This window comes from Kitasatospora sp. NPDC032121, from assembly GCF_055580145.1.
Genome location: NZ_JBVILX010000003.1, coordinates 325,610 through 338,860 on the forward strand (window position 1 = coordinate 325,610; position 13,251 = coordinate 338,860).

Below are 13,251 nucleotides of genomic sequence, written 5' to 3' on the forward strand. Positions count from 1 at the left end.
GGTGCAAGCCTGGTGGCGTTCGGCGAACACCGACCCTACGGCGACCCTACGAGTGTGGGCGGGCGGGCGAACAGCAGGCCTCGCGGCGGGGGAGGGCCGGGCCTCAGTCGGTGAGGCCGGCCGCGCGCAGACGGCGGCCGACCGCGTCCCAGTCGGGGGCGACCGGCTCGGTGCGGTGGGTGCCGACGCCCAGGTCCTTGAAGCCGCTGGAGGTCGACACGCAGACCACCGGGCCCTCGGAGAGGTCAGGTGCGCCGAGGCTGCGCAGCCCGGCCAGGCCGGCGGCCGAGGAAAGCTCGGTCCACAGCCCGGCCCTGGCCAGCTCGCGCTGTGCGGCGGTGAGTTGCGTGTCGTCGAGGGTCAGCGCCCGGCCGCCGCTCGCCCGGACGGCGAGCACGCCCCGGTAGCCGCTGACCGGGGAGGTGATCGAGTACGCGGCGCTCGGGCCGACCGTCACACGGGCGGCCGGCAGGCCCTCGGCGATCGCCCGGGCCAGCGGCCCGGAGGCTGCGGTCTCGCAGGAGTGGACGCGCGGCACCCGGTCGGTCAGGCCCAGCCGCCGCAGCTCGGCGAAGCCCTTCCAGACGCCGAACAGCAGCTCGCCGTAGCCGGTCGGGACGAACACCGCGCTCGGCACGCCGACGTCGTGGAAGATCTCGTAGGCCACCGTCTTGTAGCCCTCGGGCCCGTACGCGTGGCCGGTGTGGGTGGTGGTCAGGTTGCTGACCGGGTGCAGGCCCAGCCGCTCGACCGTCTGGCGCAGCAGCGGCCAGCGGGCCTCCCACGGCACCGGGAGCACCACCGCGCCGTACGCGTTGAGGAAGGCGTCGACGTTCGGCGGCAGGTCCGGGCCGGTGAACACCACGCAGGGCAGTCCGGCGCGGGCGGCGTAGGCGGCCGCCGAGGCGCCGTGGTTGCCGGAGGAGGCGACCGCGATGCCCGGCGCGCCGACGCCCACGGCGGCGCTGGTGGTGCAGCGGTTCAGCCGGTCCTTGTGGCTCCAGGTGGGGTTGCGGGACTCGTCCTTGACGTACACCCCGGGCTCGAGTTCCACCAGCGGGGTGGAGCCCTCGCCCAGGCCCGGGGCGAGCAGCGGCGGCAGCAGCGGGGCCCAGCGCTCCAGGCCGCGGCGCGCCGGGGTGCCGTGGGCCGGGGTGCCGTGGGCCGGGGCGGTGTTCGCCGGGGCGGTGCCGAACAGGGCGGCGGGGTCGGCCTTCTCGTAGGCGTAGTCGACCTCGACGGGGTAGGAGACGTCCTCCGTGCCGGTGCGCGGGCAGCCGGCGGTGAGCGGGGGCCAGAGCGGATAGTCGAGGGCCGGGTCGCCGAGGGAACGCTGGCCGGTCGCGAGGGAGTCTTCTGTCGGCATGCCAGGAGACTAGCCGGGCGGCCGTGGTGCGGTCCGGCGGTTGCGCGGTTCGGTGGTTCCGCGGTTCGGTTGTCGCGCGGTGCGGTGTTTGCGCGGGGCGGTGGTTGCGCGGGGCGGTGGTTCAGGTGCCCTGGCGGATCGCCGAGATGTCGAACTCCAGGACGACCTTCTCGCCGACCAGGACGCCGCCGCCCTCCAGGGCCGCGTTCCAGGTGACGCCGTAGTCCTTGCGGTTGATGGTGACCGAGCCCTCCAGGCCCACCCGGAGGTTGCCGTACGGGTCGACGGCGTTGCCGGTGTACTCGAAGTCGATGGTGACCGGGCGGGTGGTGTCCTTGATGGTGAGGTCGCCGGTGACCCGGTAGTCGCTGTCGGAGCGGGCCTCGACCGCGGTGGAGCGGAAGGTGATGTCGGGGTAGGTCGGCGCGTCCAGGAAGTCGTTGGTGCGCAGGTGCTGGTCGCGCTGCTCCACGCCGGTGTCGATGCTGTCGACCTTGATCACCACCTGGACGGAGGAGCGGGACGGCTCCTTCCCGTCGAGGTGGGCCGTGCCCTCGAACCGGTGGAACGCGCCGCGGACCTTGGTCACCATGGCGTGCCGGGCGACGAAGCCGATCCGGGTGTGGGCGGGGTCGAGGACGTAGTCGCCGGTGAGCTCGGAGAGGGGGATGGTCATGGTCGGCATGCCTCCTGGTGCGGGGCCCGGGTCTCGGCCCGGGGGTGGTCGGGGCGGTCCCCGGACCACGCTAGGGGCAGTTCCGGCGGTCCGCGCGCCGGGCTGGGCCTAAGCGGGAGACGGGGTGGGAAGGCTCGCGGGGTACGTCGGAGGACGGAAGGGCGAGGGGGCCTGGATGGACAGCGGGATACGGGCGATCGTCGACGCGGTCGAGGAGGCGCGGCGGCAGCTGAGGGAGAACGCGCTGCCGAAGGCGCAGGACAGCGGTCGGGAGAAGGTGCCGGAGAAGGAGGAGGCGGCGCTGATGGGGGCGATGGCCGGGCTGATGGAGGCCTTCGTCGATCTGACCCGGGCAGCCTCGGACCGGATGACCACGGGCGACAGTCGCGAGGCGTACATCAAGGTGGTCCGGCGGCTGCGGGACCAGCCCCGGTACTTGCGGGAGGACACGGCGGTGATCGAGAAGCGGGTGGGCGGACCGGAGTGACCGACGGCCGGTGCCCCGGAGCGGGGCACCGGCCGCGGCGGTTCAGCGGTGGCTGGGGAACTGCACCACCTGCTGGTAGGTGGGGCGGTTCTGCCAGGTGGTCTTGGCGTCCGTCACGCCGCCCAGCGGGCGCTGGATGATCGTGTCGGCGCACCACTGGTCGCCGGCCGCGCAGTCCGCGTCGCCCGGGTAGACCTGGGCGGCGGTCTGGGCGGCGGCCTGCTTCAGGGTGTTCAGCAGGACGGTCCGGCAGGCCGCGAGGTCGCCCCCGCCGCAGAACGGACGGGCGAGCGGGCCGGACACCCGGTCGCCGAGGACGGCGCGCAGGTCCTTGTCCAGGTAGCTCCACCAGCCGTACTGGAAGGCCGAACCCTTGTGCGGGATGGCCTCGTTGGCGCTCACCGGGCCGCCGGCGGCGCCGGTCTGGCCGCCGGAGGGGGACTCGTTGATCTGGAGGGCGCCGGTCAGTGCGCCGAACAGCGGGTCGCCGAGGCCCGGTCGCATGACGCCGTCGGCGACCAGCGGCCACCAGGCGTCCATCACCCGGATCGCGGTGGCGTCCGCGTAGCTGTGGCTGCCCGGTGAAGTCTCCTTCCGCTGGGCGCCGTTGGCGAGCCAGGCCTCCAGCTGCTGCAGGGCGGTGAGGGCGGCCTGGTCGGTGACGGGTGCGCCGCGCAGCACGCGGATCAGGTCGGGCAGCACGTCCTCGGCCCGGAGGTCGGCCAGGGCGGCGCTCTCCATGGCCTGGGTGAGCGAGACCCGGCTCGCCTTGCCGCCGTTGCCGAGCAGGGACTTGACCCGGTCGTCCAGCAGGTTGCCGCGGTGCACCGAGCCGTTGCCGAAGCCGGCCGAGGTGTAGCCGTTCGCCTGCTTGTTGTTCCAGGAGATGTAGTAGTCCTGGTTGACGGACTGCGGGTGCTCGGCCGCCGGGGTGTACCGGGCGGTGTTGGCGGCGGGGTCGAAGTCGGCCCACTCGTAGGCCGGTTGGGCCTGGACGGGGAGTCCCGGGTCCACCCCGGGGGCGCGGACCGGATTGCTGCCGGAGTTGTAGTAGGCGATGTCCCGCGAGTCGGCGTAGAACCAGTTGAAGGTGTAGTTGATGTCCTGCGCCGCCTGCTGGAAGCCCGCGGCGTCGCGCACCGTGGCGGGGTCGTTCAGCTCCTGGAAGCCGATGATGGAGTCGGCCTCGTGCCGGTAGGTGGAGCGCAGCGAGGTGAAGGCGACGGGTGCGCCGCCGACCGTGCCGCGGGCGCTCACCAGGCCGTACCTGGAGCGGTACATCACCAGGGTGTAGGAGCCGGCGGGGGTGGAGTCGGCGGTCGTCGGGTTCCAGGAGTTCTTGCGTTCCAGCCGGTCGAAGGGCAGGCACTGGCCGTGCCAGAGGTAGGAGTTGGCGGCGGTGGTGACCGGCGAGCCGTCGGTGGTGCAGAGCGGGACGGCGTAGGTGTCGGTGATGTCCTGCCCGGCGGAGGTCGCGCTCCAGGCGTAGTCCTGGCCGCGGCCGAGCTGGACGTAGAAGCTCAGGCCGGCGAAGGCGGCGCCACGGGCGCTGATCCCGGGGCCCTGGATCTCCTCCAGCATCAGCAGCTGCGGGGCGAAGTAGCCGGTCTGCGGGCCGAACACGGCCACCGGGTGGCCGTCGTCGGTGTGGGCTCCGGAGACCAGCAGGGCGTTGGACATGCCGTGCTTGGCGGTCAGCAGGTTCCCGGGCAGGACGCCGTTCGCCCCGGTGGTGAGCGAGTTCGCGGATCCGGTGGCGTCGTAGACCACCCGCTCGGGCACCACCGAGCCGGGGTCGGGCAGCGCCGCGCCCTGCGGCTGGTCCGGGACGGTCGCGTACGGGAAGCTCTGGCCGTTGTGCAGGGTGTGGACGGCCTCCGGGTCGTCCGCCTCGCGCAGTGACTTCCAGACCGCGTCCCCGGCGTCCTTGCCGTAGCGGGCCTCGGCGGCCGACTTGACCTGGGCGGAGGCCAGTTCGCCCCCGCCGCCGGAGCCGAACAGCGCGCCGACCACGGAGGCGAGGGCGACCAGGTCGGTCAGTTTGAAGGGCTCGATCGAACCGGCGTTGGTGATCGGGTCGATGTGCCCGGTGAGGTCGTACTCGCCCGGGAAGGTGCGGGCGTTGTAGGACTCCTTGGCGTACTGGTTGATGCCGTCGAGGTAGGCGTTGGCGTCGGCGAGCGCCTGGGTGGCCCGGCCGCCGCGGGCGGCGATGGCGTCGATCTGCTGCTGGAGCTCCGCCTCGGTGTACGGCGCGGCCTGCCAGAAGGTCTGCTCCAGTTGGCGGTTGGCGGCGGCGCCGCCCGCGAAGCCGGACAGCTGGCCGCGGCCGACGTGCCGGAAGAGGTCCATCACCCAGAGCCGGTCCTGGGCGGCGGCGTAGCCCGCGCCGAACTCGGTGCCGTAGCGGGTGGTGCCGGTGATGTGCGGGACGCCGGTGGCCTTGTCACGCACGATGGTGACGTCCGGGCGCGGGCTGGTGGAACTGGCCACCTGGTCGGCGGGGACGCCGAAGGAGGCGTCGTTGAAGAAGTCGCGCAGCTTGGCTTCGGTCAGGCCGGGGTAGCCGGAGGCCAGGGCGGCGTACGGGCCGAGTTGGTCGTCGGTGTGCGCGGGGCGGGTGCCGAAGGCCCGGTTGAGCAGGATGTCGGCGAGGGTGGCGTTGCCGTTCTCGCCGGGCGGCAGGATGTCGGAGCAGTGGCCGCCGCAGTAGTCGTTGGCGGCGGTCGTCGTCGCGGTGGTGGGTGCGGCGGTGGCGGTGGGGGTGGTGGTCAGGGCGGCGGTGACGAGCAGGGCCGAGGCGAGGGCGGCGGCCGGGAGTCGGAGGGAGCGGGCGTGGGGGCGTTGGCGTTGGCGTGAACGCAAGGCGGACTCCTCCGTCGAAGTCTCACGGAAGAGTCGACGGTAGGGGTGCTACTGGCCGGTTGGCTAGTGGCGTGCATGCCATTTTCGTTGCGGGGCAGCGAAGTTGAGGGGGCGGTGGTCCGCGGGGCGTGCGACCCGGGTCGAGGTCGGGCTGCCGCCGGGCAGTAGCCTGACCGCTTCGTTGACGTGGGAAGCAGGGCGGGGCGTTGGACGAGAGTGGGTCCGTGCGGGCACTGGCGCGGGTGGTGTGGCGGCGCAAGGAGCTGGTGCTGCTGCCCGGGATCGCGACCGCGGTGGTGGGCGGGCTGGTGTGGGGGCTGGTCCGGGCGGAGCTGTGGGCCGGCGGGAGCATGGCGCTGGGAGCGGTGGGGGTGGTGGTGATCGCCGTGGCCGCCACTTTCGGCAGCGCCGTGACGCTCCTCGCGGCGGACGATGCGCTGTGCGGGCGGCCGGCAGGGATCGGTTCCTGCTGGACCCGGGCGGCGCGGCGATTGCCGGCGATCGCGGGCTGGGTGCCGGTCGGGGCTCTGGGGGTCGTCGGGGCGCTGCTGCTGGTGGGGATGGGGTGGTCGTTGGCGAACTACCTGGTGCTGCCGGCGCTCGTGCTCGACGGGGCGGGACCGCGGGAGGCGTGGCGGAACTCGCGGGCGGCCTACCGGCGGGACCGCGGGAGGTTCGTCCGGGGGTCGAGCCGGATGACGATGCCCGTCCAGGTGGCGCTGGTGCCGTGCCTGGTCGCCTTCGGCATGGGGCTCACCGTGAGGGACCGGGAGCTCGGGGTGCTGCTGACGGCCGGGGCGGCGCTCTTCCTGGGCGCGGCCGTGACGGTGACGGCGAGTCTGTACGGGGTCTTCCGGGCCGCGTTGTACCGCGATTCGGTCGTCGAGGCGGCGACCGAGGCGGTGCGCCCGGCACTGCGGGTCACGGAGGTGCGGTAGCCGCGGGAAGGAGGCGGCGCCGCACCTGCCGGGCTCAGTCCGGAGGTGCGGCGCCGGGTCGGTGGCGCGCCGGGTCAGGGCTTGCGCCGGGTCAGGGCTTGAGCACCAGGCGGATCGGGTTGCCCTCCTTGCGCTCCAGTGCCTCGACCGCGCGGGCGGCCTCGGCCAGCGGGAAGGTGCCGCTCACCGAGCGGGAGAACTCCAGCCGGCCGCCGCGGACCAGGTTGACCAGGTCGACGACGTCCTGGCCGTCCGAGCCGTAGTGGCCGCGGATCTGCTGGCGCAGGTAGCTGACCAGGGTGCCGTTGGTGACGGTCAGCGGCTTGTCGGTGAGGCCGACCAGCACCAGGCGGCCGTGCTCGCCGAGGGTGGCCATGGCCTGCTCGCGCACCGGGGCGACCCCGGCGAAGTCGAAGGCGGCGGACAGCGGGCGGCCGCCGGTGGCCTCGCGGAGCAGTCCGGCGAAGCCGGGGTCGGCCGGGTCGAGGGCGGCGTCGGCGCCGAAGGCCAGGGCGCGTTCGCGGGCGGCCGGCAGCGGGTCGACGGCGACGATCGGGAAGGCGCCGATGGACCGCAGCAACTGCACGCCGTGGGCGCCCAGCCCGCCGACGCCCCAGACGCCGACCGCCTCGGCCGGGCGCACGGCGCCGGTGGTGGTGATGGCGGCCCAGGGGGTGGAGACCGCGTCGGGGATGAAGCAGGCCTGCTCGAAGGGGAGCTCGTCCGGGATCGGCACCAGGGTGGTGGCGGTGGCGAGCGCGTACTCGGCCCAGCCGCCGTCGTAGTCCACGCCGCGGGTGTGCACGGCGCCGTCGCGGGTCTCGCCGGCCTGCAGCAGCACCCGGTCTCCGACGGCGGCGGTCGTCACGCCCTCGCCGAGGGTGTGCACGGTGCCCGCGACCTCGTGGCCGAGGGTGACCTTGTCGCCCCTGAGGTAGAGCGGCTTGAGCATGCCCTCGATCAGGTGGACGTCCGAGAGGCAGACGCCGGCGGCCTCCACCTTGATCAGCACCTCGCCCGGACCGGGTACCGGGACGGGGACCTCCTCCACGGCGAAGGCGCCCTTCGCGACGTCGAGCCGGCCGGCCAGCATCGTGGCGGTCATCGGGACTTCCCTTCTCGCGGGGGCGGCGGGTCGGGGGGAGTGCCCGCCACTCCGGAAGTTACTTGTTATCTGACAAGCAAGTTCACACTAGCATGGTGTCATGTCTACGCACGATGAGGACGGAAGCGGCCGGACCGGGACGCTTCGGGGGGCGCCGGCCCGCCGTACCCAGGCCGAACGGCGGGCCCGGGCCGAGTCCGCGCTGATCGCCGCCGCCGCCCGGCTGATCGCCGAGCACGGCAGCACCGGGGTCACGCTCGCCAGGGTGGGGGAGGAGGCGGGCTTCAGCCGTGGGCTGGCCACCCACTACTTCGGCTCCAAGGCCGCGCTGCTCGCCCGGCTCCAGGAGGCGGCGCTGGCCGAGGCGGTGGCGGCGGCCGCGCCGGAGCGCAGCGGGGCGGGGGCGGTGGACGAGCTGTGCGGGTTCGCGCGCGGCTGCCTGGAGGGCGTGCGCAATCCGACCGACCTGGGCCGGGCGTTCGTGGTGCTGGGGGCCGAGGCGCTCGCCGGGGCCTCGGAGCTGACCGCCGCGGTGGCGGAGCTGGACGCCAGGACCCGGGCGTGGACGGCCGAGGTGGTCGGACAGGGGCAGCGGGACGGGGAGCTGAGCCCCGTGGTGGACCCGGGGGCCTTCGCACTGGCCTTCGTCGGGCTGCTGAAGGGGCTCGTGGTGCAGGCCGCGGCCGCCCCGGAGGCCTTCGACGTGGGGGTGGCGGTCGCGGAGTCCGAGCGGTGGATCCGGCTCGCGCTCACGGCGGGCTGACCTCGCGCCCACGACGGGCTGACGGTGTGTCGTCGGGTCGTGGGTCGTGGGCCGTCGGGCGGCGGGCAGCGGGGCTGCGGACCCGGGGCCCGCGGCCGGCCGGGGTGACGTCAGGCCCGCCGGGCGGTCGAACTCCGGTGCGCGGGAGGCGATATGCGCACCCGCTCGGTGGCGGGCGCCTGCTCGAGGTCGTCCAGCTGGGCGAGGACGGTGGCGCGCAGGTCGTCGTCGTCCTCGAAGTGGTGGTCGTTGAAGAGGGTGTAGCCGGACCACATCAGATTGGCGCAGACCCGGGGCGGCACCTTGCCGGTCTGCGCGCCCATGCCGACCAGGGCGACGGAGCGGATGGAGCCAGGCCGCAGCCGGTTCTGCCGGTGGACGGCCTGGAAGGCGGCGGCGCAGGCCAGGGCCACGTTCAACGTCTCACTGACGTTCTGCGAGGAGGTCTGCATCGTCGGGGCCGAGATCAGGAACCCGGGGTTGACGGCGCCGGACGGGACGCAGACCGCGCTGCCGACCGGGAGGTGGCCGGCGTGTCGCTCGCGGATCGCCTTCTGGACCCGCAGCTGGATGCCCGCGCCGAGGTGGCGCTTGATCGCCGCGTCCGTCCCGCCGTCCATCCGGCCGTGGGAGTTGGTGGGGCTGACCCAGGCGTCGACCTTCGCGGTGAGGATGGAGGCGTGCCGGATCTCGATCCCGGGGACGTCGGCGAAGGCCGCCCGCCAGGACTCCACGACCGACGCGTTGAGGTCGGTCAGCACCACCTTGAGGGGCGACTGGGTGCGGTCGGTGGCCATGCGGGGCTCCTGTCGGTCGGGTGTGGCCCGTGGGCCGGTTCCTTGATGACGCCGAGGACGCTAGCGCCCGGCACTGACAATCCGTCCGGTCTCGTCCGCGCCGGTCGGGGGCCGGCCGGTGGGCCGGTCGGGGCGGCCGGGATTGTCAGACCCTGCTGGTAGGACTGTGCTGTCCGCCAGGGAAGCTGACGGGCCATCACCTGCCGTTCGTCTGTCATTCGTACGGTCCCGACCAGCCGGAGTCGCACCACCATGAGCGCCGTCGACACCCCCGCCACCCAGCCCGACCCGAACGACCCGCTCGCCCTCGCGGAGCTCTTCACCGGCGGCGGCGAGCCGTGGCTGCCGCTGCTGAAGCCGGTCATCGAGGCGCAGCCGGGCGCGGCCTCGTTCATCGGCCCCGGTCGCGGCCCGGAGGTCGTCCCGGTCCGCGAGCTGACCTTCCAGGCGCTCAAGCCGCACGCGCCGCACAAGTGGAAGGTCGTCGTCTTCGGCCAGAACCCGTACCCGAGGCCGGAGAGCGCCACCGGCATCGCGATGTTCGACAACACCTTCCACGACTGGAAGGACAGCCAGTTCGGCCGGGTGATCAGCATCCGCTGCCTCATCAAGGCCGCGGCGATGTGGAAGTACGGCATTCCCAAGAAGACGCCGATCGCCGACATACGGGCGCTGCTGAAGAAGCAGGAGACGGTCCAGCCGCCGGAGTGGTTCCAGGCCATGCTCACCCAGGGCGTGTTGCTGCTGAACGCGGCGCTCACCGCGAGTAGTGACGGCGCGATGGGGCCGGACCAGCACACCGCGTTCTGGCGGCCGGTCGCCGAGCGGATCGTGGAGGAGATCCTCCGTGCCAAGCAGCAGGCCGCCGAGGAGGACCGCTACGTGGTCTTCGCCTGGTGGGGCGCGCACGCGCGCAGCCTGAAGAACGTCGTGCTGCGGCTGCAGAAGAAGTACCCTGAGGTCGAGGTCCGGCACATCGACCACGCCAACCCGGCGGCCCAGGGCGACATCTTCTGCGACGGCGAGCACTTCGCCACGGTGAACGCCGCGCTCGCCTCGCTCGGCGCCGACGAGGTCGACTGGCTGCCCAGCACCGGGTGGAACGCCGCGTCGGCGCAGGGCGGCGGGGCGGACGACGGGGTCGCCGAGCGGATGGGCGCCTTCATCGCCTCCACCATGGAGCTGCACCAGCTCTACCTGGACCGGCTCGCCGGAGTGAAGGACGAGGGCCTCGTCCTGCCCGCCATCACCGGGGTGTTCGACGCCCCGCCGACGGGCTTCCGGGAGGCGGTGTCGCCGGTCGCCGAGCTGCTGCGCGGCCTGGACCGGCACGTCTCGCTGTCGCACGACTTCGGCAAGCGGCGGGCGGACGAGGGGGCCACCGGCCTGTCCGCCGACGAGATCGCCGCGCTCTACCTCTACACCTGCGAGTCCGCGTTCTACCGGGAGATCAACGCGGTGCTGCGCTCGCCGGACCGCGGCCGGCTGGTGCCGTACCTGCCGTACCTGCGGCTGCTGTTCGCGGCGGTGTCGCGGCTGCCCGTCCGGACGGCGCCGCTGTGGCGAGGGGTGTCGCTGGACCTGCGGCGGCAGTACCCGCTCGGCGAGACGGTGACGTGGTGGGGCGTGTCCTCCTGCACCTCCAAGCTCGGGGTGGCGCAGTCCTTCCTGGGGAGCCGGGGCAAGCGGACGCTCTTCGAGGTGCGCCCGGTGCGGGCCGCCGGCATCCAGAACTTCTCGGCGTTCACCGGTGAGGAGGAGTTCATCCTGCTGCCCGGCACGCAGCTGGAGGTCACGGACGTCCGGGTCGAGCGCGGCGGTCTGTGCACGGTGACGCTGACCGAGCTGGAGGAGGCGCCCCTGGTGTCCTGAGGTGTCGGGGCCGGACCCGCTCTCGTTCAGTGACCAAGTCAGTATTTTAACTTGGTTAAGTTATGCTGGACGTCGAACGGCGGATGGGCCCCGTGGTGCAGGAAGGGACGCGAACGATGACCTCGGAAACCGGGAACCTCGGCGGCGAACTGGAGCGGGAGCGGGCCTACGTCGAGGTCTGCCGGGCGGCGATGGCCCGGCAGGTCGAGGACGCGGACTTCCAGGTCGTCGCCGCGGAGGACGTCTCCGGCGACGGCGCCAGCGCGGAGGCGCTCGGCCGGTACCTGCGCACCCGCGCCAAGCGGATGAAGGAGCTGCCGGAGAGCCCGTCGTTCTTCGGCCGCCTGGACTTCGCCGACACCGCGGAGGCCGGGGATCACCGGCGGCAGCGCTACTACGTCGGCCGCCGGAGGATCTCCGAGGACCCGACGGTGCCGCCGCTGGTGGTCGACTGGCGGGCCCCGGTCTCCCGGGCGTTCTACCAGGCGAGCGCCCACGCCCCGCTCGGGCTGGCGCGCCGCCGCCGGTTCGGCTGGGCGCCCTGGAGCCTGGGCGCACCGGAGGAGCTGACCGGGCTGGAGGACGAACCCCTCGGTGGGCCGGGTGGGCCGGGTGGAGTCGGCTCGGCGGACGGCGGTGCGCCGGGGAACCGGGAGGGCGGTGCGGACGGCATCCTGGCCACCGAGATCGAACGGCCCCGCACCGGCCCGATGCGGGACATCGTCGCCACCATCCAGCCCGAGCAGGATGCGCTGGTGCGGGGCGGGCTGGGCGAGTCGGTGTGCGTGCAGGGCGCGCCCGGCAGCGGCAAGACCGCCGTCGGGCTGCACCGCGCCGCGTACCTGCTCTACACCTTCCCGCAGCGGATCCAGCGCGGCGGCCTGTTGGTCATCGGCCCCAACCGGACCTTCCTGCGCTACATCGCCGAGGTGCTCCCCGCGCTCGGCGAGATCGACGTGGGCCAGTGCACCGTGGAGGACCTGGTCGCCACCCGGCCGGTCACCTCGGTGGACGACGAGCGGGCCGCCGCCGTCAAACAGGACGGGCGGATGGCGACGGTGCTGCGCCGGGCGCTGTACGGCCGGGTCCGGGCGGCGGCCGCGGAGCCGCTGGTCGTCCCGGACGGCTCCTACCGGTGGCGGGTGTCCCCGGAGCGGCTCGACCGGGTCGTCGCCGAACTTCGCGAGCAGGCGCCGCCGTACGCCGTCGGCCGGGAGAGCCTGCGCACCCGGGTGGTGGCGATGCTCCAGGACCAGGCCGAGCGCCGGACGGGCGTGCGGTCCGGCGCCTGGACGCGGACGGTCGGCCGCTGCAAGCCGGTCGCGGCCTTCCTGGAGGCCGCCTGGCCCCGGCTGCGGCCGGAGACCGTGGTCGCCGCCCTGCTGGGCGACCCCGCGGTGCTGGCCGAGGCCGCCGACGGGGTGCTCGGCCCCGGGGAGCAGGCGGCGATCCTGTGGCGCCGGCCGCCGCGCTCGGAGCGGAGCGCCGCGTGGTCCGAGCACGACCTGATGCTCCTGGACGAGGTGGCCGGTCTGATCGAGCGCCCGGCCGGCTTCGGCCACGTCGTGGTGGACGAGGCCCAGGACCTCTCCCCGATGCAGTGCCGGGCGATCGCCCGCAGGAGCGCCTTCGGCTCCCTGACCGTCCTCGGCGACCTCGCCCAGGCGACCGCCCCGTGGGCCGCGCGCAGCTGGTCCGAGCAGCTCGCCCACCTGGGCAAGCCGCAGGCCGCGGTGGTGCCGCTGACCACCGGCTTCCGTGTCCCGGCCGCCGTGACGGAGCTCGCCAACACCCTGCTGGGCGCGCTGGACGTGGACGTGCCGCCGGCCGTGTCGCTGCGCCGGGACGGTGAGCTGACGGTGCGGCGGGTGGCCGACGGCGGCCTGGACGCGGCGGCCGTCGCGGCGGTGCGGGCCGCGCTGGAGCGCGAGGGCTCGATCGCGGTGATCGCGGCCGACGGCGCGGCGGCGCGGACCGCCGAGGCGCTGCTCGCCGCGGGCATCCCGACCGGGGCGGCCGAACAGGTCGGCACCACGGCGCGGGTGACGGTGCTGCCGGCCTCCCTGGTGAAGGGGCTGGAGTACGACCACGTGGTGGTGCTGGAGCCGGCCGCCATCGTGGAGGCCGAGCCGCGCGGTCTGTACCGGCTGTACGTGGTGGTGACCAGGGCGGTCTCCCGGCTGGACGTCCTGCACGCCCGGCCGCTGCCCGCGCCGTTGGGCGGGTGACGGCAGGGCGGGTGACGGTAGGGCGGGTGACGGCAGGGCCGGTGACGGAAAGGGCCGGGAGCGCGGGTGGGTGTGGGATCGCGCCAAATGCGATGCCGCTCCGGGCAATTCGGGAAAGCGGCCGCCGAACTGCCGGGCGCCCGGGAGGATTTCC

General features: G+C 74.0%; 10 protein-coding genes. 5 read left to right on the forward strand and 5 right to left on the reverse strand.

All coding sequences use genetic code 11. The features are described 5' to 3' along the window. Positions 1-103 precede the first annotated feature (103 nt). Positions 104-1,366, reverse strand: coding sequence for a threonine synthase (locus ACZ5OX_RS12435; RefSeq protein ID WP_465629855.1), 1,263 nt, complete (start codon positions 1,364-1,366; stop codon positions 104-106). Between the two features lie 121 nt (positions 1,367-1,487). Next, the gene (locus ACZ5OX_RS12440) at positions 1,488-2,042 is read right to left on the reverse strand and encodes a YceI family protein (protein ID WP_465629856.1); all 555 of its coding nucleotides are present in this window, start codon (positions 2,040-2,042) and stop codon (positions 1,488-1,490) included. Positions 2,043-2,217: 175 nt separating this feature from the next. Between ACZ5OX_RS12440 and ACZ5OX_RS12445 the strand changes: the two genes are divergently transcribed. Beyond that, positions 2,218-2,529, forward strand: coding sequence for a hypothetical protein (locus ACZ5OX_RS12445; RefSeq protein WP_465629857.1), 312 nt, complete (start codon positions 2,218-2,220; stop codon positions 2,527-2,529). A 42-nt stretch (positions 2,530-2,571) separates the two neighbouring features. On the opposite strand, the gene ACZ5OX_RS12450 is transcribed toward ACZ5OX_RS12445, so the two are convergent. Next, positions 2,572-5,394 (reverse strand): penicillin acylase family protein, encoded by a 2,823-nt coding sequence (locus tag ACZ5OX_RS12450; protein ID WP_465629858.1) that lies wholly within the window; start codon positions 5,392-5,394, stop codon positions 2,572-2,574. A gap of 224 nt (positions 5,395-5,618) precedes the next feature. On the opposite strand from ACZ5OX_RS12450, the gene ACZ5OX_RS12455 reads away from it, so the two are divergent. Then, positions 5,619-6,332: a DUF6159 family protein gene (locus tag ACZ5OX_RS12455; RefSeq protein ID WP_465629859.1), complete on the forward strand. Its 714-nt coding sequence runs from the start codon at positions 5,619-5,621 to the stop codon at positions 6,330-6,332. A gap of 91 nt (positions 6,333-6,423) precedes the next feature. Here the strand turns inward: ACZ5OX_RS12455 and ACZ5OX_RS12460 are convergent, their stop codons facing one another. After that, on the reverse strand, positions 6,424-7,437 hold the full coding sequence (locus ACZ5OX_RS12460) for a zinc-binding dehydrogenase (protein WP_465629860.1): 1,014 nt from the start codon (positions 7,435-7,437) through the stop codon (positions 6,424-6,426). A gap of 100 nt (positions 7,438-7,537) precedes the next feature. Between ACZ5OX_RS12460 and ACZ5OX_RS12465 the strand changes: the two genes are divergently transcribed. Next, on the forward strand, positions 7,538-8,200 hold the full coding sequence (locus ACZ5OX_RS12465; protein ID WP_465629861.1) for a TetR/AcrR family transcriptional regulator: 663 nt from the start codon (positions 7,538-7,540) through the stop codon (positions 8,198-8,200). A gap of 110 nt (positions 8,201-8,310) precedes the next feature. Here ACZ5OX_RS12465 and ACZ5OX_RS12470 read toward each other — a convergent pair whose 3' ends face one another. Next, a complete protein-coding gene (locus tag ACZ5OX_RS12470; RefSeq protein WP_465629862.1) occupies positions 8,311-8,997 on the reverse strand; it encodes a macro domain-containing protein in 687 nt (228 codons plus the stop codon). A gap of 252 nt (positions 8,998-9,249) precedes the next feature. On the opposite strand from ACZ5OX_RS12470, the gene ACZ5OX_RS12475 reads away from it, so the two are divergent. Further along, the gene (locus ACZ5OX_RS12475) at positions 9,250-10,869 is read left to right on the forward strand and encodes an ADP-ribosyltransferase domain-containing protein (protein WP_465629863.1); all 1,620 of its coding nucleotides are present in this window, start codon (positions 9,250-9,252) and stop codon (positions 10,867-10,869) included. Positions 10,870-10,985: 116 nt separating this feature from the next. Next, on the forward strand, positions 10,986-13,097 hold the full coding sequence (locus ACZ5OX_RS12480; protein ID WP_465629864.1) for a HelD family protein: 2,112 nt from the start codon (positions 10,986-10,988) through the stop codon (positions 13,095-13,097). The last annotated feature ends 154 nt before the right edge of the window (positions 13,098-13,251 follow it).

Excerpts from the sequence above, each read along its gene's own strand:
- ACZ5OX_RS12465 (WP_465629861.1), top strand. The coding sequence starts at position 7,538 with ATGTCTACGCACGATGAGGACGGAAGCGGCCGGACCGGGACGCTTCGG.
- ACZ5OX_RS12470 (WP_465629862.1), bottom strand. The coding sequence starts at position 8,997 with ATGGCCACCGACCGCACCCAGTCGCCCCTCAAGGTGGTGCTGACCGAC.
- ACZ5OX_RS12435 (WP_465629855.1), bottom strand. The coding sequence starts at position 1,366 with ATGCCGACAGAAGACTCCCTCGCGACCGGCCAGCGTTCCCTCGGCGAC.
- ACZ5OX_RS12460 (WP_465629860.1), bottom strand. The coding sequence starts at position 7,437 with ATGACCGCCACGATGCTGGCCGGCCGGCTCGACGTCGCGAAGGGCGCC.
- ACZ5OX_RS12475 (WP_465629863.1), top strand. The coding sequence starts at position 9,250 with ATGAGCGCCGTCGACACCCCCGCCACCCAGCCCGACCCGAACGACCCG.
- ACZ5OX_RS12445 (WP_465629857.1), top strand. The coding sequence starts at position 2,218 with ATGGACAGCGGGATACGGGCGATCGTCGACGCGGTCGAGGAGGCGCGG.
- ACZ5OX_RS12440 (WP_465629856.1), bottom strand. The coding sequence starts at position 2,042 with ATGACCATCCCCCTCTCCGAGCTCACCGGCGACTACGTCCTCGACCCC.
- ACZ5OX_RS12480 (WP_465629864.1), top strand. The coding sequence starts at position 10,986 with ATGACCTCGGAAACCGGGAACCTCGGCGGCGAACTGGAGCGGGAGCGG.